The sequence below is a fragment of the Sphingomonas sp. AC522 genome, from assembly GCF_979258125.1.
In genome coordinates this window covers 329,800-352,496 of the sequence record NZ_OZ409836.1, presented here as the reverse complement: position 1 = coordinate 352,496, position 22,697 = coordinate 329,800, and the positions used below count along the sequence as shown (strand labels likewise).

General features: G+C 65.6%; 25 protein-coding genes. 18 read left to right on the top strand and 7 right to left on the bottom strand.

The window, feature by feature from the left end; translation table 11 throughout:
* Positions 1–80: 80 nt before the first annotated feature.
* Both ACZZZM_RS01830 and ACZZZM_RS01825 read left to right on the top strand, forming a co-directional pair.
* Positions 81–2,183: an AsmA family protein gene (locus ACZZZM_RS01830; RefSeq protein ID WP_463593407.1), complete on the top strand. Its 2,103-nt coding sequence runs from the start codon at positions 81–83 to the stop codon at positions 2,181–2,183.
* Between the two features lie 107 nt (positions 2,184–2,290).
* A complete protein-coding gene (locus ACZZZM_RS01825; RefSeq protein ID WP_463593406.1) occupies positions 2,291–2,479 on the top strand; it encodes a hypothetical protein in 189 nt (62 codons plus the stop codon).
* Here ACZZZM_RS01825 and ACZZZM_RS01820 read toward each other — a convergent pair.
* Positions 2,476–4,929, bottom strand: coding sequence for a DUF2339 domain-containing protein (locus ACZZZM_RS01820; protein ID WP_463593405.1), 2,454 nt, complete (start codon positions 4,927–4,929; stop codon positions 2,476–2,478). The two genes, ACZZZM_RS01825 and ACZZZM_RS01820, sit on opposite strands and share 4 nt — an antisense overlap.
* 64 nt (positions 4,930–4,993) lie before the next feature.
* Here ACZZZM_RS01820 and ACZZZM_RS01815 point away from each other — a divergent pair, with 64 nt between their 5' ends.
* Together ACZZZM_RS01815 and dapF are read left to right on the top strand one after the other, a co-directional pair.
* Positions 4,994–5,692: a glutathione S-transferase family protein gene (locus ACZZZM_RS01815; protein WP_463593404.1), complete on the top strand. Its 699-nt coding sequence runs from the start codon at positions 4,994–4,996 to the stop codon at positions 5,690–5,692.
* A gap of 11 nt (positions 5,693–5,703) precedes the next feature.
* The gene (dapF, locus tag ACZZZM_RS01810) at positions 5,704–6,594 is read left to right on the top strand and encodes a diaminopimelate epimerase (protein WP_463593403.1); all 891 of its coding nucleotides are present in this window, start codon (positions 5,704–5,706) and stop codon (positions 6,592–6,594) included.
* 39 nt (positions 6,595–6,633) lie between these two features.
* Here dapF and ACZZZM_RS01805 read toward each other — a convergent pair whose 3' ends face one another.
* From ACZZZM_RS01805 to ACZZZM_RS01790, 4 genes are all read right to left on the bottom strand, one after another.
* Complete coding sequence (locus ACZZZM_RS01805; protein WP_463593402.1) at positions 6,634–7,026, bottom strand: hypothetical protein; 393 nt, start codon at positions 7,024–7,026, stop codon at positions 6,634–6,636.
* A gap of 207 nt (positions 7,027–7,233) precedes the next feature.
* Positions 7,234–9,438, bottom strand: coding sequence for an ATP-binding protein (locus ACZZZM_RS01800; protein WP_463593401.1), 2,205 nt, complete (start codon positions 9,436–9,438; stop codon positions 7,234–7,236).
* On the bottom strand, positions 9,425–9,925 hold the full coding sequence (locus tag ACZZZM_RS01795; RefSeq protein WP_463593400.1) for an ABC-three component system middle component 5: 501 nt from the start codon (positions 9,923–9,925) through the stop codon (positions 9,425–9,427). Before ACZZZM_RS01795 ends, ACZZZM_RS01800 begins: the two co-directional genes overlap by 14 nt.
* A complete protein-coding gene (locus ACZZZM_RS01790) occupies positions 9,922–11,106 on the bottom strand; it encodes an ABC-three component system protein (RefSeq protein WP_463593399.1) in 1,185 nt (394 codons plus the stop codon). Before ACZZZM_RS01790 ends, ACZZZM_RS01795 begins: the two co-directional genes overlap by 4 nt.
* 535 nt (positions 11,107–11,641) lie before the next feature.
* On the opposite strand from ACZZZM_RS01790, the gene ACZZZM_RS01785 reads away from it, so the two are divergent.
* From ACZZZM_RS01785 to ACZZZM_RS01775, 3 genes are read left to right on the top strand one after another with little or no spacing between them, the layout of a single operon-like run.
* Positions 11,642–12,139 carry a hypothetical protein gene (locus ACZZZM_RS01785; RefSeq protein WP_463593398.1) on the top strand — a complete coding sequence of 166 codons (498 nt, stop codon included), beginning with the start codon at positions 11,642–11,644 and terminating at the stop codon, positions 12,137–12,139.
* Complete coding sequence (locus tag ACZZZM_RS01780; RefSeq protein WP_463593397.1) at positions 12,136–13,467, top strand: DNA-packaging protein; 1,332 nt, start codon at positions 12,136–12,138, stop codon at positions 13,465–13,467. The genes ACZZZM_RS01785 and ACZZZM_RS01780 overlap by 4 nt, the downstream gene beginning before the upstream one ends.
* Positions 13,468–13,477: 10 nt before the next feature.
* A complete protein-coding gene (locus tag ACZZZM_RS01775; RefSeq protein WP_463593396.1) occupies positions 13,478–14,149 on the top strand; it encodes a spermidine synthase in 672 nt (223 codons plus the stop codon).
* A 4-nt stretch (positions 14,150–14,153) separates the two neighbouring features.
* Here the strand turns inward: ACZZZM_RS01775 and ACZZZM_RS01770 are convergent, their stop codons facing one another.
* Complete coding sequence (locus tag ACZZZM_RS01770) at positions 14,154–14,765, bottom strand: hypothetical protein (protein ID WP_463593395.1); 612 nt, start codon at positions 14,763–14,765, stop codon at positions 14,154–14,156.
* Between the two features lie 99 nt (positions 14,766–14,864).
* Here ACZZZM_RS01770 and ACZZZM_RS01765 point away from each other — a divergent pair, with 99 nt between their 5' ends.
* From ACZZZM_RS01765 to ACZZZM_RS01755, 3 genes are all read left to right on the top strand, one after another.
* The gene (locus ACZZZM_RS01765; protein WP_463593394.1) at positions 14,865–15,971 is read left to right on the top strand and encodes a phage portal protein; all 1,107 of its coding nucleotides are present in this window, start codon (positions 14,865–14,867) and stop codon (positions 15,969–15,971) included.
* Between the two features lie 181 nt (positions 15,972–16,152).
* On the top strand, positions 16,153–16,461 hold the full coding sequence (locus ACZZZM_RS01760; protein WP_463593393.1) for a DUF6127 family protein: 309 nt from the start codon (positions 16,153–16,155) through the stop codon (positions 16,459–16,461).
* A 158-nt stretch (positions 16,462–16,619) separates the two neighbouring features.
* Complete coding sequence (locus tag ACZZZM_RS01755; protein WP_463593392.1) at positions 16,620–16,952, top strand: HK97 family phage prohead protease; 333 nt, start codon at positions 16,620–16,622, stop codon at positions 16,950–16,952.
* Between the two features lie 45 nt (positions 16,953–16,997).
* Here ACZZZM_RS01755 and ACZZZM_RS01750 read toward each other — a convergent pair whose 3' ends face one another.
* Positions 16,998–17,771 carry an alpha/beta hydrolase gene (locus tag ACZZZM_RS01750; protein ID WP_463593391.1) on the bottom strand — a complete coding sequence of 258 codons (774 nt, stop codon included), beginning with the start codon at positions 17,769–17,771 and terminating at the stop codon, positions 16,998–17,000.
* A gap of 240 nt (positions 17,772–18,011) precedes the next feature.
* On the opposite strand from ACZZZM_RS01750, the gene ACZZZM_RS01745 reads away from it, so the two are divergent.
* From ACZZZM_RS01745 to ACZZZM_RS01710, 8 genes are all read left to right on the top strand, one after another.
* Positions 18,012–19,007, top strand: a complete 996-nt coding sequence (locus tag ACZZZM_RS01745; protein ID WP_463593390.1) for a hypothetical protein — start codon at positions 18,012–18,014, stop codon at positions 19,005–19,007.
* Between the two features lie 93 nt (positions 19,008–19,100).
* Positions 19,101–19,289, top strand: coding sequence for a hypothetical protein (locus ACZZZM_RS01740; RefSeq protein ID WP_463593389.1), 189 nt, complete (start codon positions 19,101–19,103; stop codon positions 19,287–19,289).
* Between the two features lie 89 nt (positions 19,290–19,378).
* A complete protein-coding gene (locus tag ACZZZM_RS01735) occupies positions 19,379–19,876 on the top strand; it encodes a lyase (RefSeq protein WP_463593388.1) in 498 nt (165 codons plus the stop codon).
* A gap of 98 nt (positions 19,877–19,974) precedes the next feature.
* Positions 19,975–21,033 carry a phage major capsid protein gene (locus ACZZZM_RS01730; protein ID WP_463593387.1) on the top strand — a complete coding sequence of 353 codons (1,059 nt, stop codon included), beginning with the start codon at positions 19,975–19,977 and terminating at the stop codon, positions 21,031–21,033.
* Positions 21,034–21,085: 52 nt separating this feature from the next.
* Positions 21,086–21,637, top strand: coding sequence for a head-tail connector protein (locus tag ACZZZM_RS01725; protein ID WP_463593386.1), 552 nt, complete (start codon positions 21,086–21,088; stop codon positions 21,635–21,637).
* The gene (locus tag ACZZZM_RS01720) at positions 21,634–21,819 is read left to right on the top strand and encodes a hypothetical protein (RefSeq protein ID WP_463593385.1); all 186 of its coding nucleotides are present in this window, start codon (positions 21,634–21,636) and stop codon (positions 21,817–21,819) included. The genes ACZZZM_RS01725 and ACZZZM_RS01720 overlap by 4 nt, the downstream gene beginning before the upstream one ends.
* Positions 21,816–22,217 carry a DUF3168 domain-containing protein gene (locus ACZZZM_RS01715; protein WP_463593384.1) on the top strand — a complete coding sequence of 134 codons (402 nt, stop codon included), beginning with the start codon at positions 21,816–21,818 and terminating at the stop codon, positions 22,215–22,217. Before ACZZZM_RS01720 ends, ACZZZM_RS01715 begins: the two co-directional genes overlap by 4 nt.
* Before the next feature lie 12 nt (positions 22,218–22,229).
* Positions 22,230–22,637 carry a phage major tail protein, TP901-1 family gene (locus tag ACZZZM_RS01710; protein WP_463593383.1) on the top strand — a complete coding sequence of 136 codons (408 nt, stop codon included), beginning with the start codon at positions 22,230–22,232 and terminating at the stop codon, positions 22,635–22,637.
* Positions 22,638–22,697 lie beyond the last annotated feature (60 nt).

The window sequence follows — 22,697 nt, the reverse complement described above, 5'->3', positions numbered from 1 at the left end:
AAGCGGGGCGCATAGCCAAGACTCCGCTGCGATGCAACCTGAGTCGGGGAACCCCTTGGGCCCAAGCGCTTTAAAACGCGATGGCCGAGGAAATCGTTACCCCCAGACCCGCGCGCACGCTCGGCACGCCGCTGGCATCCACGATCGCGACGCTTACCACGATACTCGGGCTCATCGTGCTCGCCTGGGCGATCCTGTTCGTCACCAAGGGGCGCTTCCTCAAGCACACATTCGAACGCATCGTCGCGGGGCAGACCAACCGTGACGTGAAGGTGGCGGGCGATTTCCAGCTCTATTTCGCGCCGTTCAACGTCAAGTTCGTCGCCGAAGGGCTGAGCGTCTCGAATCCCGAATGGGCCGGGCGCGGCAATTTCTTCGAGGCCAAGCGGATCGACAGCCGCATCTCGACCTGGAGCCTGGTGACCAGCAAATACCGGTTCAATTGGCTGGGGCTGCAGGACGGGCGCGTCGACTTGCAATGGGACAAAGACGGCAAGCGCAACACCTGGACCTTCAGCGAGGAGAAGGGCGAGCCGCTCGAGCTTCCCGCGGTCCGCCGCGCGCTCGTCCAGGGCACGATGATCCGCTACATCGACCCGCGCATGCAGATCGCGGCCGGGATCCGCGTGCACACGGTCGAGGCCCGAGACACGCAATTCGCCAGCTCGATCGGGTTCGACGGCAACGGCACGGTGCGCGGCACGCGCTTCGTGATGAATGGCGCGCTGCTGACTCCCAATGCAACGGTGACCGGAGGACGAAACCAGCTCAAGCTGCATGCAGAGGCGGTGCGCACGCAGATCGACGTTTCGGGAACGCTGGCGGGCGCGACCGAGATCGAAGGCGCTGACCTGCAGATGGATATGCGCGGGCAGAACCTGGCCGACGTCTTCGCGCTGGCGGGGATTGCGGTTCCCGACACGCGCAATTACCGGCTGCAATCCGCGGTTACCAAGCACGATCTGGAATGGCGCTTCACTGGGCTCAAGGGGCGGTTCGGAGCGAGCGATCTTTCCGGCAAGCTGACCGTGGCGATGACCGAACCGCGGATGATGCTCACCGCCGATCTGGCAACGCGGACGCTTGATATCGTCGATGCCGGGCCATTTATCGGCTATAGTCCGAGCCAGGCGGCCGCAGGCAAGGCCGGCATCGTCCAGCGCGTCGGCGGAGCCCCGCGGATCCTGCCCGATGCGCCGCTGCGCGTGGAAGCGCTCAAGAATTTCGATGCTAAGGTCGACTGGCGGGTACGCAATGTCCGCGCCGAGAGCCTGCCGGTCTCCAACATACGGCTGGGGCTGACGCTGGACGATCGCCTGCTCAAGCTCGACCCGCTCAATTTCAGCCTGGCGCGCGGCACGGTCAATTCGGAAATCAGCATCAATGCGCGGCGCGAGCCGGTCTTCACCGAATATGACATCCGGCTCTCGCCCACCCCGATGGGCGTGCTGCTGGCAGGCTTTGGCGTCGAGGAATCGGGCACGAGTGGCACTCTCAAAGCACGGGTGCAGATGACCGGCACCGGCAACAGCGTTCGCGATTCGCTGGCCAATTCGAATGGCCGCATCGCAGTGATCCTGCCCAAGGGCTCGTTCTGGACGCAGAACATCCAGCTCTCCGAATTGGATATCGGCACCTTCGTCCAGAAGATGTTCGAGAATAAATTGAAGGAGCCAGTGCAGATCAATTGCGGGCTGATCGGCTTCACCGTCCGCAACGGCGTCGCCGCGGCGGATCCGATCCTGATCGACACGCAGAAGAATGTCATGCTCGGCCGTGGCGGATTCAGCTTCAAGAACGAGACGCTGGACCTGTCCTTCCGCGCGGACAGCAAGAAGTTCAGTTTGTTCGCCGGGCAATCGCCGGTGGGCATTGGCGGCTATTTCTCGCAGCCGAGCATCAGCGTGATCAGTCCGGAGCTGATCGCCCGCGCGGGCGCCGGGCTCGGGCTTGGCCTCGTCGCCAGCCCGCTGGCTGCAGTGATCGCGTTCGTGGATGTCGGCGATGCCAAGGCTGCCGATTGCGGCCCGGTCCTTGCGGGCGCCTCGGCCCGCGGGCAGCGGACGAGCAAGGGCCAGGCTCGCGACGATGTCGGTCGCGGGACGACTGCCAAGTCGGAAAGCGGCAAGCGCTCAGGCGCGGAGCGGAAGGAGCAGCGGAAGAAGTTTCTGGGGATCTTCTGAGGCTTAAAGCCGGACCTTCCCGCCGCTTGTCGCGCGCTATCGAAATGCTACGCTCAGCCGGTTATGAGAGCAGGGGGCCGTTCATCGATGCGCTCAAAAGCGGATCCATGTCCGCACCGCTGACCTTTACCATATCCTATGACGGACGCGTCCTGGGCACGGCGGGCTTTACGCGAGCAGATGCCAGGGCATTGTACAATCGTGTCGAACAGGACTGGAAGGCGCTCGACGGCGCGTACAAGGCGGGGCGGTGCAAGCGGCCATTCGAGCAGCAGTTCGGGCCTGAGCGAGGCTAGATTGCCGCCGCCTTCTTGCCCAGGAACCGGTTGTACGCCCAGCCGATGCCAATCAGCGCGATGCCTAGCCCCAGGAAAGACAGGATGCGCAGCACGCCATCGAGTGCGGCGGCGTCGATCAGGAAGACCTTGAAAGTCACCAGCGTCAGCAAGGCGAGGCCGGCGACACGCAGATCGTGCTTCGAGGCCGTGATGCCGCGCCACAGCCAGAACAGCGAGACGCCGAGCAGGGCGGCCGAATAGCCGGTATTCTCGGCAGTGCCGATGGGGCCGGTGAGGATGGCGCCATGCGCGGCCTGGCGGATCGTGGCGATAACGGCGACCAGAGTGAATAGCGCGGCTGCGGCGCGCGCGCTGCGAGTCGGGGCGAGCGTCCAAAGCCAGGCAGCGGCGAGCGCGGCATGAACCGTGGCGGCATTGAGTAAGGGGATGCTGCCGACCGACTGGGGCTGGATCGCCGGATTGAGCAGCAGCAGATCGAACCACAGCAAGCGGGCGACGCCGAGAATCAGCAGCGCTTTGCCCAGCGCATGAAGGCGCGTCCGGCGGAGGAGCAGCCAGCCGGCGGCGAAGCATAGCTGGGTCAGCGCGGCGCGCTCGATAAAGCCGAGGCTGAGGAAGCGCTCGGGCGTGGCAATGGCGAGCGGCTGCTTGGCGAGCGCGTAGACCAGGAGGATCGCGGCGGTCACGGCAATCGCGGCGATGAAGCGGCGTACGCGGGCATATTGGCGCGGATCAGCGAGCAGCAGCAGCGCCAGGATTGTCGGGACGGCGAGCAGGCGGAGGACTTCGCCCATGTCAGGGAGCAGGCGATAGGGCAGCGGCTCGCCGGTCAGCGACGAAAGGATGAGGTTGGCGAATTGCGCGAGCGGGAGTGCGGCGGCGACCAATGCGGCCGTGAAGGGGTAAGCGGGAAGTTCGAACAGCGTCGGCTCGCGGGCGAAGCGCGCCCAGGCGGCGAGCCCGGCCATGACCAGCACGAGCGGTAGAGCGAGCCAGTCCAGCGGGACGAACTGCCCCATCCCCAATGCGGCGAGGAATCCGGCAAGCGCCGTCGCCGCAACGAGCGGGGGATTGTCCTCGATGCTGCGGCCGCGCCATGCGAGGGTGGCGGCGGCCGCCGCGGCACCGATTTCGAGCATGCCCCAGCTCCAATCGGCAAGCAGCGAAGGCGCGGTAGCATGCGCGACCAGCAGCGGACCCGCAGTGCCCAGCAAGGCGATCGCGGACCAACTGCGCGCCCGCATCGCCAGCAAGTGGCCCGGGATTGCAAACAGCAGGGTTGCGGCGATGGCGGCGAGCGGGGTGGCGCGGGTCTCGGGTTGGAGCAAGGCCAGCGCCTCGAGCACGAGCAGCAGCCCGGCCGATGCCGGGGCGGCGGGGAGATAGATCGAATCGCGCCAGGCGAGGAACAGCGTGGCAGCCGCGAGCACCAGATAGAAGCTCCAGGCGAGCGGGCCGAAATCGAGCGCGGGCGCCAGCGCCACGAGCTCGACGAAGCCGGCTATCAACGGCGCCAGCCGCAGCCATGGATTGGTGAGGCCGGTGGCGGGGAGCGCGGCGCTCGATCCCGCGGCAAGCAGCATGGTGAAGGCGCCGACTGCAGAGAGGTCGCCGATCTGCCCGCTATGCGCGAAGATCAGGAAATTGACCCAACCGAACCCGGCGATGCTGGCGGCGAGCGCCAGCCAGCCCCAGCCGCGATGCACGGCGAGGCCAAACAGCGCTGCGACGAGAAGCGCGAGATAGACCAGTAGCGGTCCGATTCCGGCGGCATCGAACCCAGCGACGAGCGGCGCCATGAATCCGCCGGCGAGCGCCATCACGGCAGTGGGCGGGCCGTGGCGCAACGACAGAGCCAGCGCGGCGGTGGTGACCAGCAGCACGGCGAAGAAAGCGGGCAGCGGCGCGATCAGGTGATAGAGCGCGGCGGCGAGATAGAGCGTAGCATAGAGGCTGGCGACGCCTGCGCCCGCGAGAGCCTGGGCAACGCGCGGATCTTCGGCGAGCGCAGGTAGGCGCCGGGCGGCTTCGCTGGCGGCGATCAATGCGATCGCGAAGAGCGCGGCAAGGAGCGTGCGGGCGGAGGGGCCGAGCAGCCCGCTCTCGATCGAATAGCGGACGAGGAAAAAGCCAGCGAGCACAAGCGCCGCGCCGCCGATCCAGATCGGCAGGCGTCCGCCGATCAGGTTTTCGAGGCTGATGCGCGGTTCGGCGGGAGCGGGATCCTCGGGTGGAGTAGGTAGCTCAGCCATGGCTGCGGGCGGGGGGGGCGGGAGCGGCGCGGCGGGTTTTTCGAGCCGTGCCGCGGGCTCATAGCCTATCCGGTGATCGAGCTGGGCAAGCATGGATTCGACACTCCGAAGCTCTTGCTCCAGAAACCGGATGCGCCGCGAAACCACAAAAAAGGCCGCCGCGACGACGAGTGCGAGAAGGAATGTCCATTCCATCGCGCGCTCCATGGCACAGCTGCACAGCGCTGTCGCGCGGAACAGGGTTCAGGGGAGAGGCTAAGTGATTGTTTTTGGATCAACACTGTCGCCGTACGTTCGCAAGGTCATGGCCTTCGCCGCGGAAAAGGGGCTCGAGATCGAGCTACGCCCGGCGGGCATGGGGCGTGGCGGCCCCGAATTCGAGGCAGCGAGCCCGTTTCGCAAAATGCCGGGCTTCAAGGATGGCGACTTCATGATTTCCGATTCGACGGCGATCGTGACGTATCTTGAAGCCAAGTTTCCCGAGCCCGAACTGATTCCCGCCGACCCGCGCAAACGTGCACGCACAATCTGGTATGACGAGTTGGCGGACACGCTGATGATGGCCGCCGGCGGTGCAATCTTCGGCAACCGCTTCGTCCGGCCGCGGGTGCTGAAGCAGGAAGCAGACCACGAAGCAGCAGACGCCGCCGAACGCGACCTTCTTCCACCGATCTTCGACTATCTGGAGGGCACGATCCCAGCGAGCGGCTTCCTGGTCGAGGACCGCATCACGCTTGCGGACATCGCCGTCGCCAGCCCGATCGCCACCTTGGGCTGCATCGGTGTCGGCATCGACGGCGCGCGTTGGCCGCGTACCGCCGCTTGGGCCCAAGCGATCCATGCGCGGCCCAGCTTTGCTGACATTCTTGCGCGGGATAAATCGCTGGTTGCGGCAATGGGCGGTCCGGTGCTTGCAGAAGCGGCACCGCGCGTTGGAAATGGCGGCAAGAAGAGCTAGAGCCCGCGGCGATGCGGATCGCCTTCACCAAATGCCACGGTTCGGGAAACGATTTCCCGCTGATCGATGCGCGCGGGATCGCCTTGAGCGATGCCGAATGGGCAGCGATTGCGCGCCTGCTTGCTGATCGCGAGGGGCCAGTGGGTGGCGATGGAATTCTCCTTCTTTTACAAGGGGATAGAGAGAATTTTTTTGGGATGCGGATGTTTAATTCGGATGGGTCGGAGGCGGAGACTTGTCTCAACGGGTTGCGTTGCGTGGCGCGGGCGGGGTTTGAGGCGCTGGGAGTCGAGGCGGCGCGGGTGCGGCTCAAGACCAGCAGCGCCGAGGTCTCGCGTGGCGCACCGATCGCCGCGGGCGTCTACAGCGTGCGCACCACCGCGCGCGCGGCCATGGGCATCGCCGCGACGGGCCCGCTCAGCGGCCTGCCCAGCGACCGCGATTTCACAGCGGTCTCGCTCCCCAACCCGCATCTGATCGCCTTCGTCGGCGAAGTCGACGAAGCGGAACTCGTCGCCCTCGGCCGCTGGTGCGAAGCCGCCCCGCCTCTGCTGCCCGAGCGCGCCAACGTCTCGTTCGTCGAGACGCGCGGCGAGGATCTGTTCGTGCGCACGTTCGAGCGCGGAGTGGGCCTGACCAACGCCTGCGGCAGCGCCATGGCGGCGTCGATATTCGCCGCGGCATCGAGCGGGCGCGTGCCCTGGGACCGCGAAGTGACGATCTTCAACAAGGGCGGACTGGTCCGCGGCAGCGCCGCCGCCGACGCCCAGGTGACGATCACCGGCAATGCGACGTTCGAATGGGAAGGCGAGATCGACACCGACGGCAGCGGGCTGGAAGTGACGGCGCGGCACGACGCGGAAATCGGCGCCTGGACCGCCGCGGTCGCCGCGCTGGCCTGATCCGCCGGCCGGCCCCCCCCCGCCGCCGCCGCTAACGTCCTATTTTCGCGCCCGCTGGAGCGACAGCAGCGGCAGATGCAACTCGTAGGTGGTAACCGACGTGGTGAGATGCGCGCCGACCGTGCCGCAGGGAATATAGGTCCAGCCGCTGGCGACCTTCGATGCGCCGAATTCTATGCAGGTCGAGCCAGTGAAGCGATGGATCCGCCCCTCGCTCTTGCCGGCATTGTTGAGCCGCGCCAGCACCGTGCCCGGCACCATCCATGGCATCGATGCGGGCGCCTTCACCAGCTTCGCCACACCCTGCTTGATCTCGACCTCGGCATCGTCCCACTGCCCGATCCAGCGCCCCTCGACCGCGGCGACCGGATCGGCCGGCGCCTTGAGCTCCTGAACCGGCAGATGCGCGATGAGCGAGAGCAGCAGCAACATGATCGGGTCCCCTTTTTCGTGTGGGATCAAGGCTGTCAGATGCGAAGTTGGGATGCAAGGGGGTGGGGGAGGGGCGGGAGTTGGGCCGGAAGTCGACGGGCGGCTTCAAGCATCAAGGCTGCACGAAGCTGCCATTCCTAAGCAACTTGCGGGAATGACAGCGACCGAGATTGTACTCACAGCATCGGCCAATTTCGCGCGCAGTGGTCAATACTCCTCGTCGAAGTCCGGATATTGTGAGTCGTCGAGCGGAGAGATTTCTGTCCATTGCTGCCCGGGAGCACCAAATGCTTCTACGCCCGGCGGCGGACTGTGCTCCCACATCAGGCGCCAGCTATATACCAAGTCGTCGTCGCTGGTATATTCCTCAATGTGGAAGGGGTGCTCCGCAAGCACTTCCGGATCCACAGCTAACGCACTGGCGACATCATGGAGCAGTGCTTCATCCATGTCTGGAGGTACGGCAATTCTACCGAATAGATCAGGGCCATCGCAAGGCGGCACACCGCCAAAATTCAATGTTTGATGATGCTCAGAATAGGACGGCCCGACAACCAATTCCGGTCGTTCGAGTGTTGGATTGGGCATTGACGTCGTGAGGATGATCTGGACGGGCGTGATCGCGGTCCGCGTTTCATTGACGATCAATTCCTGGAAATGATGGCTTCGGCCCACCTCCATGCCTTTGTCCTCGACATTGTCCATGAGCAGGAAGCGGGGATGCCAGAAATCCGCGTCCTGGGTCGCAGCGCTTAGTAGTGCAAGGAGAGCAGTGTTTTTGAGGATGACGTTACTGCTTTCAGCAAAGTTCATCGCGCCGTCGACTGCAATGGCGTCATCACCGAAATCGACTGTGACCATTTCGGCCTTTTGGAACTCCTCCTGCCGCGGAAGGTCGCTCCGAAGGATGCATCGGGCAATCCGACTGACCCTGCCGAGCGCTGCCCGCTTGCGTGCCTCGCCTTGAGCGGCCAAAGCGTTGGCACGCTCGTTCAAGCGCGCAAAGCTTCCCTCGGCGCTGTCACGGTCTAGGAGGAGTTGGTGGAAACGCTCCGCCATATCCCGCTTTCCGATAGCCTGCTTGATCAACTCGCCTATCTGCCCGAGGCGATTGTGAAGTTGGGCAAGACGAGCTTCGCGTGGTGTTCCAGCCAACTCGAACCGAGCCACGAAGTCGCCGCGTGCCTTTCGAAGGTCTGCCCGTAAGCGGCGAAGTGCGCCATTTCGCGCAGCTAGAAGCTGGGATTTCGCGTCGACGAGTTGACGTGATTCACGCAGCTGAAGGGATGTATCCAGCCGTATTTCGAGATAGCGGGACTCCTGTTTCTCAGCGTCAAATGGCTTGGTGCAGACAATGCAATGGTCTGCGTCCGCCGGAGTGTTAAGCGGCGTAAGACAATTCGGGCAATGCGAAAACTCGATAGAGCCGATGGATTTGGCTAGGGAGGAAGTCGCACTGATCTTACGAAGCGTCTCCTCCAAATGGTCGACAAAGATATCAAGATCAGCGAGCTCAAGTTCGAGCTGTTCGACTTTCTCTTCATGTTCGCGCAACTCGCGTCGGCACCGCTTTAGATTTTCGCGAGCCTGCGCACGTGCCGCCGCATGTTCTCCATCCTCATCGTCTAAGTCGATGCCTCCCAGCATATCGATTTCGGCCAGATGCCGAGCTCGCTCGGCTTCCAGATCCGCCTGCTCACGCGCGATTTGGTCGAACCGGATTGCGCCAAAATTTGGGGGGAGATTGGTACGGAAAGCGTCAAGCCGCGTTGAGGCATCCTCGAGCTGCTTGCGTGCGGTGCGCAATTCGATCTGGGTTTCGTATAGCTCATAGCTATTGACCCCAAGTAGCAACTCACCGACTGCGATCCGGATGTCGCGCGTATCGAAGCTTTCGAACCGAAATAGGCGTGGCGCGGGGGTGCGTTGATCCGAATAGAGCAAGCGCATCAGCTGGTGCGCAGTCACGTTCGAACCTTCGCTGCCCGGCGCGTCCGGAATGCCTGTTGCGCGAAACAGTGCCTGAGAGAAGCTTAGCTGCTTCTCGGTTCGCTGAATTGGAAATCTGCTCCAGCGTTCAGCTACGTTTGCCTCGTCGCTGTCCATCGGGCCAAAGAAAACGAAGATCGGTTCCTTCCGCGTGGTCACAAAGCGGCGCAGTGTTATAACGCCCGACCGTGTCACGATTTCGGCGCGGACCTCGGTGCATAGCTTAGCCTTTTCCTTCCACTGGTCGAATTCACCGCCCAGCACGAAGAAGATGAAATCAGCTATTGTAGATTTGCCCGAGCCGTTTTGGCCGCGGATGATATTCACGCCTGGGTGAAATCGTTGATCATAGACGCGCGTTGCCTGTGCGAAGACGACAAGCCGCTTCAGCGCAAGAAAATTGACGACCTCAGGCACCTGCACGGCGCAGCCCTGTAGCTAGACGCAGTGCGCCGGGTTCATTCTCTCCGATACTGGCGAAGTACAGGGTGATGAACTGAATTGCGTGATTTTCACGATCAGTGAGCTGAGGTGGCGCAACTGCCTCCGCCAAGCTTTGTCCCAGCGCAGCGCGGCCCTGCCGAAACAGGGAGAGGTCGAGCAAACCTTTGCCAACCAGAGTCTGGAGCGCCTCTCTCTGCACCCCCTCCATCTTGGCGAATAGCACAGGCGCTGCAGGATAGCTCAGAAACTCCTTTGCTGGGCGAGCAATATGGAAGGTGCGGAATGTGTCGCGAATATGCGCTGGCATGTGCGTGTCATGCAGCAGCGCCGGGCTGGCCAGAAAGAAATCGCAAATAAACAGCCGTTCTAGCGTCGGCGCGGGTCGCGCCCATCGGCTCAACAGCGCGATCATGCGGCGAACTGTATCGTAGGGGTCCAAATGCGAATACCACTGACGGACGATCATGCTGCGTCCCACCGGATATGGCATTGTTCGACCAGGAAATAGACGGCCTGCATTACCGTTGTCGGTGTCACACCATGGGTGGCACCGAACTTGTCTACGATCGGATCTACAACAGCGCTCTGCAGCGCGGCTCGGGCGGCTTCCTCCGGCGCGCCCTTGCAGATTTGCGCGTGATAGACATGCGTCTCGAACCGCTGTTTGACCTCCGCGAGCAAATTGTCGTTGAGGGTTCGCGCGGATGTGTGCAGGCCAAGACGCATATAATTCTGAGCGAACTTGTTTTGGGCGTCGTTCGCCAACGCGTATTCATGCTCCAGGCCAGCGTCGATGAGCTTTTGTTGAAGATCTCGACGATCACCAGTTCCGGCTGAATAATCGTCACGCTCGAACTGAAACGGTGCGGTGTCACCGCCCGGGAAGTTTGCTGCTCTCGCGCAGCGAGCGGCCATCTTCTCCAGATGCCGTTTCGTGCTCAAATAGATAGTTGCGTCGCGATCAGCAGGTTTGCAGATCGCGATGTGGTCTGCATCTACCGGGACTGCGATTCCTCCCGCGACTCCAGGGTCCGCGCTTTTCTGACTAACGATCTCGACGCCGCGAGTAGGTAGCTTCTCATAATACACAACCGTCCGAACGTTGGCCTTATTGCGATACCATTCGTTGAGTTCGTCGAGGTGCTCGTTGCCGTTTTGCAGCAATTTCATCAGTTTTGACGACAGCTTAGGTAGAACGAAGCCAAGTGCTGATGCTACGCTTGAGCCTGAGTGAGGCGTGGCTAGAAACATGACGAGCTCACAGCTCTTTGCGATGGAGTTCCAATCCTCATCAGGAGCATCATGCCCTGCGCGAAGCAGCTGCTTTCCGAGCAGGCCCCCCAAACTATGGGCGATAATTGCGATTGGCCGCTTTCCCAGCCCCCGCGCCGCGAAATGGTCAAGAACGGCCTTCGCCCGTTCGTACAGCGACATCTCGCCTGTCAGCCATGTCGAGATAATATCGGTGGGATAGCCCAACAGATAAACGTTAGCGGCGGGCAAATCCTGAGTGAGCCAATCAGGCCAGCACTCAGTGGTCGACCCGGCAGCCCAGGTCGCCCGAGGGTCGCCCCCCAAACCATGAATGAAGATGACATCGAATGCCCCGGTCCCGCCCGACAGGCATTCGAACGAAAATTCCGTCATTCATCCCCTCTGCCGTTGAACCCGGCTTCCCCCGGCCAAGTTCATTAATGGAAAAACGCAACCTATGCACGGCAGTTTATCTCTCTCGAGAATGGCTGCTTTCGGGGTTGCCGACACCTTCACCGAATGGCCGATAATGGGCGCAAAGCCGACGGCGTCGCGGGTTCGCCCGCCGCGGCAAAGCCGCGTCGTCGGTCGCGGCTTTGCGCGCCGGCCGGCACTCGGCTGGTCCTCGTCTGACGCTTTGCGTTAGCCTTGGGCCTCATGCTAACCAAATAGGCAAAAAACACTTGACATCGTCACGCTCATCAGGTACCTTTTAGGCACGCTGCAGAATTGCGAGTCGGGCCGGGCGGCTTCAGAGCCGCCGCGGCAAAGCCGCGTCGGACGGGGTGCGCCCCGCCGGCCGGCACTCGGCTAGTCTGTGTCCAACGCTTCGCGTTGGTCTTGGGCCTCGTGTCTCGGCGTGATGGTGTGGAGGGAAGGGGTCGATGCGGCGGGCATCGGCCCCTTTTCGTTTGGCGGGAGGGTTTGGATGGGAACGCATCGGGCGGTGATCGCTGCGGGCTATAGCGCTTTCGAAGGACGGAAATGGGTGCGCTGGACCGCGAAGATGCGCGAGAGCTTCCTCGATCATCTTGCCGCGACCTGCAATGTGAAGGCATCGGCGGAGTTTATCGGGGTCGATCCGGTCTCGGTCTATGCACTGCGCCGGCGCGAGGCGAAGTTTGCCGATGCCTGGGGCGAGGCGCTGGCGCTGGGATATGAGATGCTCGAGACGCTGCTCGTCGGGCATGCGCTTTCGGGCGATAGCGGCGATGTGCTCAACTGCGGCGCCGAGCTGCGGTCGGGGCCGGTGACGGTCGATCTGGCGATGCGGCTGCTAAGCATGCACCGCAACGCCGCGGGCAAGCCGCGGCGCGGCGGGCCGCACCGGCAATTCGCCACGCCCGACGAGACCGACAAGGTGCTGATGAAGAAGCTGGCGGCGATCGAGGCGCGCCGCGCCCGCGCGCGGGCCGAAGGGCAATGAGCGGGGCGCAAGCGGCGGCCAATGCAATGGTCGAGCGCCTGCTGGCGCTGCCCGAGGACGAGCGGCTGGTGGCGGTGCGGGCGATGAACCGGGCGCAGCGGCGCGAGTTTGCGGCGCGGTGGCAGGCTTGGGCGCATGCCGGGCAGATGATGCCGCCGGGCGACTGGCGGGTGTGGCTGATCCGCGCGGGCCGGGGCTTCGGCAAGACGCGGGCGGGCGCCGAATGGATATGCGAGATGGCGCGCACGATCGACCAGGCGCGGATCGCGCTGGTGGGGGCGAATGCCGACGATGTGCGGCAGGTGATGATCGAAGGGCCGAGCGGGGTGATCTGCGTGGCGCGCGAGGATGAGCGGCCGGTTTGGCACAAGGCATCGCGCGAGGTGCATTGGCCCAATGGCGCGATCGCCAGCGTCTATTCGGCGGAAGCGCCGGAGCGGCTGCGCGGGCCCGAGCATCACGCCGCGTGGTGCGACGAACTGGCCAAATGGCGCAACGGCGATGCGACCTGGGACAATCTGGTGATGACGATGCGCGCGGGCGAGCGGCCGCGGATTTTGGTGACGACGACGCCGCGGCCGACGCGGCTGATGCGGCGGCTGCGGGCGCTGCCGAGCCTTGTCGAGACGCTGGGGCGGACGCGCGACAATCCGCATTTGCCGGCGAGCTTCGTGGAGGCGATGGTGGCCGAATATGGCGGCACGCTGCAGGGGCGGCAGGAGCTGGACGGGGAGATGATCGAGGAGGTTGCGGGCGCATTGTGGAGCAAGGCGACGATCGAGCGGCAACGGATGCGCGAGGTGCCCGAGCTGGTGCGCGTGGTGGTGGGGGTGGACCCGCCGGGCGGCAGCGAGCGTGCCGCGAGGGGCGATGCGTGCGGGATCGTCGCGGTCGGGCTGGGGCGCGACGGGCAGGGCTATGTGCTGGAGGATGCCAGCGTGGCGGGCGCTTCGCCCGAGGGCTGGGCGCGGGCAGTGGCGAGGTGCGCGGGGCGCTGGCAGGCGGAGCGGGTGATCGCCGAGAAGAACCAGGGCGGTTCGATGGTGGAGAGCGTGCTGCGCGCGGCGGAGGCGGGGCTGGCCATCCGGCTGGTCCATGCCAGCCGCGGCAAGAGCGCGCGGGCCGAGCCGGTCGCGGCGCTGTATGAGCGGGGCAAGGTGTGGCACGCGGGGGCGTTTCCGGCGCTCGAGGACGAATTGTGCGGGCTGCAGGCGGGGGGCGGCTATGAAGGGCCGGGGCGCTCGCCAGACCGGGCGGACGCACTCGTCTGGGCATTGAGCGAACTGATGCTGCGAACAAAGCGTGCCCCGCGCGTGCAGGCGCTATAAGGGGCATGCCATGACACCACGCGAACTGATCGATACGGCAGAAGTGCCGGGGGGCGAACCGCTGCGGCTGTTCCGCCGCGGGGCCGACCATATGATCGTGCTCGAGCGCAACGAATTGATGAACAGCCGGATGAGCGGTTCGGAAGAGGCGCTGGCCACGATGACGATCGAGCGGCTGGGGGCGCGGCCCGGATTGCGGCTGCTGATCGGCGGATACGGCATGGGCTTCACGCTGCGCGCGGCGCTGCCGCTGCTGGCGAAGGACGGGCTGGTGACGGTGGCGGAGCTGGTGCCCAAGATCATCGACTGGGCGAAGGGGCCGATGGCGGAGCTGACCGGGGACTGCCTGGACGACCCGCGAGTGGACGTGGTGATCGACGATGTCGGCCGGGTGATCCGCGAGAGCCCGGGGGGCTATGACGGGATCCTGCTCGACGTGGACAATGGCCCGGACGGGCTGACGCGGGCGGGCAATGACGGGCTCTATTCGGAGCGCGGGCTGCACCAGGCGCGCGCGGCGCTGCGGCCGGGCGGGATATTGGCGATATGGTCGGCGGCGCCCGATGGACGCTTCAAGCAGCGGTTCAAGGACGCGGGCTACGAGGTTCAGGAAGTCGCGGTGCGCGCGCGTTCGAACGGCAAGGGGCCGCGGCACGTGATCTGGTTCGGGCGCAAGCGCTAGGCGTTTACTTGCAGGTCCAGCCTGCGCCCTTGAGCGCGGCGGGGACGTGGCGGAGCATCTTCACGTCGAAGGTCCATTGGCTGACCTGATCGCTGTTCACAAAGAGACGCACCGACAATATGGAGCCGCGAGCGATCGCCGCCAGAAGTCCGCCGGGATTGTTCGGGGTGGACTCGACCGTAACCTGGTCGATCCAGGGGCCGGGGCCTAACGGATCCTTCCTGTGGTACGCCGCGACCGGGACCGAAAGCAGATTGCCATCGAGGGTGACGACCGCGCGGGTGACCTGTTCGCGGTGATGCGCTGGACTGACCAGCACGATCTGGGGGCGGGCCTTGATGCCTTCCCAATTGGGAGCCGCTGCGCCCGACAACACCACGAGCGAGAAGCGCGAATTCTTGTCGCCACCCTCGCGCGGAGCAACGCGATAGACCGCCATTTGGCCGCCGGAACCCTTGCTGTCCATGAGCACCAGCTCGGGAATCATGCGGAAGCGGCATTGTTCGGTGTCCGGGATGTCGGGCTTTTCGAGGACGCGGGCCGAGACGGCGGCGTCCTGGGCGGCAGCTGGCGTGGCGGCGAAGAACAGCAGGAGCAGAGCGGCGGCGCGAAACATAGGCGTCTCCCAAGCTGGCGGGCCTGAACTTCGGTCCGCAACACGCTGACAGAACACGGGTCGTTGCGGGTGCGCAACCCTTAGCTGCAGGAGAATGCAATGAAATGGTTCGGACGCAAGTCCGCGCGTGATGGCGTGCGGCTGCCATTGGGGCGTGGGGGCACATTGGCGAGCGCGGTGGACTGGCCGCAGAATTACGAGGGGCAGCTGCGCGACGCCTATTGCAACAATCCGGTGGCGCAGCGGGCCGTGAAGCTGGTGGCCGAGGGCGTGGCCGGGGCGCCACTCAGGGCTTCGGATTCCGCGCTCGCGGCTCTGGTTCAGGCACGGTCGGGCGGGCAGGTGCTGATCGAGACGGTGGCGGCGCATCTGCTGCTCCACGGCAATGCCTATGTGGAATTGATATGCGACGCCGGCGGCCGCGTTATCGAGCTGTTCGCGTTGCGCCCCGAGCGCGTGACGGTGGAGCCCGACGCGAATGGCTGGCCTGTCGCGTATCGCTACCGGGTGGGGACGCATGTCGCGCGGCTGGCATCGGAGGATGGCGCGGGACGCACGGCGGTCGCGCATATCCGGGCGTTCAATCCGGTCGACGATCATTATGGGCTGGGCTGTCTGGGTGCGGCGGCGGGCGCGGTGGCGGTGCACAATGCCGCCGCCCGGTGGAACAAGGCTTTGCTCGACAATGCGGCGCGGCCCTCGGGAGCCCTGGTCTATGAGACCGGCGACGGGGCGGCGCTTTCGAGCGAGCAGTTCGAGCGATTGAAGCGCGAGATGGAGGCGGGATTTCAGGGCGCGGGCAATGCCGGGCGGCCGATGCTGCTGGAGGGCGGGCTGAAGTGGCAGGCGATGAGCCTGTCGCCCGCCGACATGGATTTCGTCGGGCTCAAGGCGGCGGCGGCGCGCGAGATCGCGTTGGCGTTCGGCGTGCCGCCGATGCTGATGGGGCTGCCCGGCGACAATAGCTACGCCAATTACCGCGAGGCCAACCGTGCCTTGTGGCGGCTGGCGATATTGCCGCTGGCAGAGAACATCCTGGGCGGATTGTGCCAGGCGCTGAAGCCGTGGTTCGCGGATGCGAGCCTGGGCGTGGATCTCGATCGCGTGACCGCGCTGGCCGAGGACCGCGAGCGGCTGTGGCGGCAAATGAGCGCGGCGGATTTCCTGAGCGACGCGGAGAAGCGGGCGATGGTCGGGCTGGTTTAGCCCAATCGGGGTCCTTTCTAACTGTCACCCGGACGTGTTCCGGGGTCCACCAAGCAGCTGGCGGATGGCCATGCGGTCCTGTTCAGCGCGTGCGGCACGGTGGACCCCGGCACGAGGCCGGAGTGACGGCTTGTGCTCGCCGGCGATCTGGCCGGAACGATCTTGAACTTGGGAGCAGGCAATGCAGGAAGACATGCTGTTGGCGCAGCTGATCGGGCACGCCGAGGAGGAAGGTGCGGACCTGACGACCTTGCGCGCGATCATCGAGGAAGCGGGCGAATTGGGCGCGCGGCGGGCGCTGGAGAAACTGGGGCTCGGCGATGCCGGGGCGGGCAAGGACATGGCCGAGCTGCGCGAGCTGCTGGGGGCGTGGCGCGACGCCAAAAGATCGGCGATCAAGGCGGCATTCGCCTGGGGCGGGCGGATGCTCGCGGCCCTGGTGCTGGTGGGGCTGGCGGTGAAGCTGGGCTTTCCGGGGTGGCTGAAGTGAGCGGTGGCCCTCGGACGCCCCTCCCCTTCAGGGGAGGGGTTGGGGTGGGGCAGGCCGCGAGCGACGATCTCTGCGAGGCATCCCCCACCCCTTCCCCCTCCCCTGAAGGGGAGGGGCTTATTATACGGTTCGCCGGCTATGCTGCGGTTTTCGATGCAGTGGACCGGGGTGGCGATGTCGTGCGTCGCGGGGCGTTTCGCGTCCCGGGACTCGTGCCGCTGCTTTGGCAGCATTCGGGGAAGCCGGTGGGCGAGATCGAGTGGCTGGAAGAGGATTCGCGGGGGCTTCGCGTGATCGGGCGGGTCGAGGATGCAAAGCTGGCGGGGCTGGTGGCGGCGGGGGCGGTGAACGGACTTTCGTTCGGCTATCGGGTGCGTGCGGCCAGGCGGGGGAGGGTCCGCGAAATCACTGCGTTGGACCTGATGGAAGTGAGCCTGGTGGCGAGCCCTATGCAGAGGCTGGCGCGGGTCCACGCGGTGGAGGACGGCTAAGCGTCGCAACTGCGTCCATGGCCGGCTGGGGGTCTTCGACGCCTGCTATTTGGCCGGGGTCGATGGCGGCAGGACCGTCTTCAGCGCCTGGCCGAAAAAGGCCGGCGCGAAGCCGGAATGCCCTTCATTGGGGACGATCCACTCGGTGACAGCCACCCCCGAGGGGTTCGCGCGCAGGGCGGCGGCGAGGGCCCGTGCGCTTGCAAGCTGCTCGGCATCCTCCGAAGCGCCGGCCGAGACATAGATCTTCGTGCCGCTGCGCAGGCGTACGGTGCGCGCCCGCGCGACGAGGCTGGGCTCGGCCCAAATGGACGGGCTGCCGATCAGATAGGCACCAAAGGCATTGGGCTGATCGAGCAGCACGCGGGTCGCGAAAAGGCCGCCCAGGGATATTCCGGACAGCACGGTCCGATCGGGATCGATGGGATAGCGGCGCTCCACCGCGGGGCGCAGCTCCTCTACCAGGAAGCGCTGGAACAGCGCGCCGCCGCCGCTGCGCACGCCCTTGAGCATGGGATCGTCCATGTCGACGTCGGGAGCATGGATGAGGTCGGTGGTGCGCTGCCTGAACCAATGGAGGGCGCTTTGCTCGGTATAGCCGATTCCGATGAAATATGCGGGGGCATACTCGCCGGTGAAGGCGCCCAACATCGGGTTCACTGCGAAGGAGGTATAGAGATTGCCATCGACCATATAGACCGCGGGCGCTTTGCCCTTTGCCGGCATGAGCGGCTTCACGACCTGGATGAGCATGTCGCGGTCGAGGATGGTGGAGTGGATGACGAACTGGTCGCTGTTCCACAGCTCGGCGCGTTGCACCGGGGCCGCGGCGGGGGCCGGCCGATCCTGAGCGAGACCTGGGGTCGCCAGGATGCAAGCTGCCAGAAGTGTCGCCCAAGCCGTTCGACGCATTGCCATAATAGCCCCCGAGGATCGATGCCGGGACAGGTGTAGCGACGCGATCCGACAAAGCCAGCGCGGCTTTCCTAACCGTGCTTGTCACTTGATCTCGCCATGGGAGCGCTCGAAGCTGAGCGGGGATTGTAAAGGGGTGCTGCGGTGTTGTTATTCGCTCTGGCCGCGGCGGCGCTGGCGCCGTCGGATGGGTATTCGCAACAGGCGGCGCAGGCCGGGCCTGCGGACCTGATGATTGATGGGCGGCGGCTGCTGGCCTATGACAAGAAATGCCATGTGCTGGGCAGGCTAGAAGTCGCGGCGCTGCAGGCGAGCGTCGGCGAGGCGACGGTGCAGGTTCCGGGAGAGGGCCTGCTTGCCGCCGAGATGAAGGCGAGCGCGATCGAGAAGGCGATGGCGGGCGCCGATTGCGCGAGCGCGGAATCCAAGCGCTTCGCCGATCTGGTCAAGCGCGCGGGCTTTGATCACGGCATGCTGTGGATCTCGCGGGCGAATGCGGTCGCCGTGCTCACATCGACCGAGCGCTGGGCGATGGGGCGGAGCATCCTGGGGAGGCGAGTCGAGCGGATCGCGCCGGTATGGCAGCACGCGAGCCGGGAGCTTCCCAATGCCGCCCAGTTCAATGAGCGCGCCAAGCGCGAAGCCGAGACGGCATTCGCGGCGCAATGTGCCGCCGCGCCGCCTTCGGGCACTAACCGGTGCCCGGCATCCACGCTGACGCCGGCACAGGCCGAATATGCCAAGGGATGGGTGCAGCGCGTCGACATATTCGGCTATCAGCTGGCGGAGGAGCAGGCGATGGCGGCCGCGGCCGCAGGGCCGGTGCTGCCGCCCGGCGCGCAAGCGTGGGACCAGGTATATGCGGTGCGGCCCTATCTTACCGATTTCGAGGCGGGCGCGGGCATGGGCGGGCGATATCCGGTGAAATGCGTTCCGGGCGAGACCGTGGTGGTGGTCTCCGGCGTGGCGCCGACGGACCTGTTCAATACCGTCAAGGGCAAGGCCTATGCGCTAGGGAAGCCGGGAGTGCTGGCCGAACTGGAAGTGAGGCGGGGCACGTTTACGCTGGAACCTGCCACCAAGCTGGGACTTCCGGGCTTTGCGGCGATGAATACGCTGCGGCCTTGCGAGGATCCGTGAGCGAGTGCGAATTCCTAACTTAAGTCATTGAAAACACGCGGAACGGAGATCGACTTCCAGCGGTTGGGCCTTTGACTAATCATGGAGGTTCAAGTGGCTCAGAAAGGCGCAGGCGGCAATCCGGGCGCGATCACTACCAAGGGCGGCGACGGCGCGCGCGGCAGCACGGGCACGGGCCGTGGCGGCGGCACCGGGACGGGCGCGCGCAAAGCCGCGAAGAAGAAGTCGCCCGACAAGCCTGGCGGGACGGGCGGCGGGCCTGAACTGCCACTCAAGTCATAGCGGGATCGCTGGACGGCAGTGCCGGTCCCGCGGGGGCGGATGACTTGATCGCGCTTGCGCTGGACCTGTCCAAACTGCGAGAGGGCGGCATGACCGATGAAAATGAAGACTATCGCCCGCCCTCGCCGCTGTTGCAGCGGCTGATCGACGACGAGCCCGAGCTTACCGGCAGTGCCGAGGCCGATGCCATGGCGGCGGAGCTGATCGCGCTGACGCGCGACGGGGACCCCGCCAATCGCGACTGGGCGCTGATGATCCTGGGCCAGTCCGAGCTGGAGACGCCCGAGGCGCTGGCAGCGCTCGTGGCGGGGATGGACGACGAGGAGCATGAGGCAGGGCTGGAGGCGCTGATCGGCGTGGCGATGCGCGCGCCGGAGCTGGCGCTGCCGCGGGTGCGCGAATTGCTCGACGGCGACACGGTCGATTCGATGGCGCTGGAGGCGGCGGCCTATGTCGCCGATCCGTCGCTGCTGCCGCTGCTCGAGGCGATCGGGCGCGAAGTCGAGGATGACGACGACGTCTTCACGACGATGCTGGCCGAGGCGATCGAGAGCTGTTCGCGGGGGAGTGCGCCCGCGACGGTGTAACTGCATCAGCCGGGACGCCCGGCGCGATATCGAGACGAATTCTGGCCCTTCCCGGCTTCTCGGGGAGGGCCTTTTTCTTTGTGAGCGGGAGAATGAGCATGATCGAAGTGAAGGCGGATGCACTTGAGGAGAGCTTCGAGGCAGTAGAGAAGGCGGGGCTGCCGGCGGCGCGGCCGATGCTGATGGGCGGGCGGCCAACGGGGAGCGCGGCGTTCGAGACGTTCCTGCGCTCGGGCGGCGGCGCGCTGGAGATGAAGGCGATGTCCGGGGCGAGCGATGCCGCGGGCGGCTATGCTGTGCCGCAGGAGATCGATGCGCTGATCGATGCGACGCTGAAGAGCATCTCGCCCATTCGCGCGATCGCCAATGTCGTGCGCGTGGGCTCGAGCGGCTATCGCAAGCTGGTGACCAGCGGCGGCTTCGCTTCGGGCTGGGCGAGCGAGACGGGTGCGCGGGCCGAGACCGACACGCCCGTTTTCAACGAGGTCGCGCCGCCCAGTGGCGAGTTGTTCGCCAATCCGGCGGCGAGCCAGGCGATGCTCGACGACGCGGCGTTCGACGTGGAGGAATGGCTGGCGGGCGAAGTGGCGCGCGAGTTTGCCGCGGCAGAGGGCTCGGCGTTCGTGAGCGGGAACGGGACCAACAAGCCCAAGGGGTTCCTGAGCGCGACGGTGTCGTCCTCGGGGGATGCTTCGCGCACCTTCGGCCAGCTGCAATATGTGGCGAGCGGGGCGGCGGGGGCCTTTGCCTCGAACCCCGAGGAGAAGCTCATCGACTTGGTCCAGACGCTGCGGGCGCCGTATCGCCAGGGGGCGAGCTGGGTGATGAACTCGGCGACGCTGGCGAAGATCCGCAAGTTCAAGACCAGCGATGGGGCGTTCCTGTGGGCGCCTTCGCTTGTGGTGGGGCAGCCGGCGAGCCTGCTCGGCTATCCGGTGGTCGAGGCCGAGGACATGCCCGATGTCGCGGCGAATTCGCTGTCGATCGCGTTCGGCAATTTCAAGGCGGGCTATCTGATCGCCGAGCGCGGCGAGACGCAGATCCTGCGCGATCCCTACAGCAACAAGCCCTTCGTGCACTTCTACGCGACCAAGCGCGTCGGCGGGATGGTGAGCAATAGCGAGGCGATCAAGCTGCTGAAGTTTAGCGTAAGCTGATGGGCATTCCTCCCTCGCCGCGGCGAGGGAGGATTTTTTCTGGGAGAATGACATGGATGCTCCGCCCTTTCCGGCGGCGGCGCTGGCGGCTGCGCGCGATGCGGCCAAGGCGCAGTTGCGCATATCCGGGAACAATGAAGACGCGCTGATCGAAGGCTATGCGGCGAGCGCATTGGCCTTGTGCGAGGCCTTTACGGGGCGTGCGCTGATCGCGCGCGAATGGCAGGTGGTGCTGCCCGCGGGCCGCGACTGGCAGGCGTTGGCTATAGCGGGGGTGACTGCGATCCACGCGGTCACGGGCCTGTCGGCGGACGGCGACACGATTGCGTTCGCGCCCGAGGCCTATGCAGTCGACCTCGATGCCGAAGGGCTGGGCTGGGTGCGCGTCATGGCGCCGGGCGCGGCGGGGCGCGTGCGGGTGACGTTTCTGGCGGGGGTGGCCGAGGATTGGGGCGCGCTGCCCGCGAGCCTCGCGCAGGGCGTCACGCTGCTGATCGCGCATCTGTTCGAAGCCAGGCCGGACGCGAGCCCGCCCGCGGCGGTGAGTGCGCTGTGGCGGCCGTGGCGGCGGGTGCGGCTGATGCGGCCGGAGCGCGCGGCGTGAAGGCCCAAGGGAAGCAGGCGCTCGAGCGAAGCATCGAGGATGCGGCGGTTCGGGTCGCGGCGGCGGTGGCCGAGGCGGCGCCGGAGATGCGGGTTTCGCGCGAGGGCAATGACGTCAGGATCGAGGGGCGCGGCCTTTCGGCGGACACGCGGCTGCGCTGGATCGGAGGGCTTTTGCGATGAGCGTTCAGGCTTTGCTCCAGGCGGCGGTGGCGTCGGCGCTGGGGGAACATGCGGCGCTGGCCGAGAGGCTGAGCGGGATATTCGATTGTCCGCCGGTGCGCGCGGCGCGGCCCTATGCAGTGATCGAAGAGGCCGTGCTCGCCGATTGGGGGACCAAGGATCTGGCGGGGCGCGAAGGCCGGCTGGCGGTGCGCGTGCTGGATGTGGGCGAGCGGCCCGAACGGCTGCGAACGCTGGCGGGCGCGGTCGAGGAGGCCGTGGAGGCGATGCCGCAATTGCTGGGCGACGGCTGGGCAGTGGCGAGCCTGGTGTTCGTGCGGTCGCGCATCGCCCGCGACGGCGAGGGCTGGACCTCGGTTTCGGAATTCCGGGTGCGGATGCTGCGCACCGAACTCTAGTGGAGACAGGATATGGCGGCGGAAAAGGGTAGCGCGTTCTTGCTCAAGGTCGGGAACGGGGCGACGCCGGTGGTCTATGCCACGGTGGCGGGGCTGCGGACGACGCAGTTGAGCGTCAATGGCGAGGCAGTGACGATCACTTCGAAGGATTCGGGCGGGTGGCGCGAATTGCTGTCCGGCGCCGGGGTGCGTTCGGTGAGCGTGAGCGGGGCGGGGGTGTTCACCGGATCGGCGGCCGAGGCGCGGCTGAAGGCCAATGCGCTTTCCGGCGTGCTCGACGATTACCGGCTGAGCTTCGAGGGCGGCGAGAGCTTGACCGGGCGGTTCCTGGTCACGCGGCTCGATTATGCCGGGGATTTCAACGGAGAGCGTTCGTACACGCTGAGCCTGGAAAGCTCGGGTGCGGTGGTGAGCGCATGAGTGGGGGCGTTGGTCGCGGTGAGACTTCAACTCACCCCCAGCCCCTGCCTTCCAGGCAGG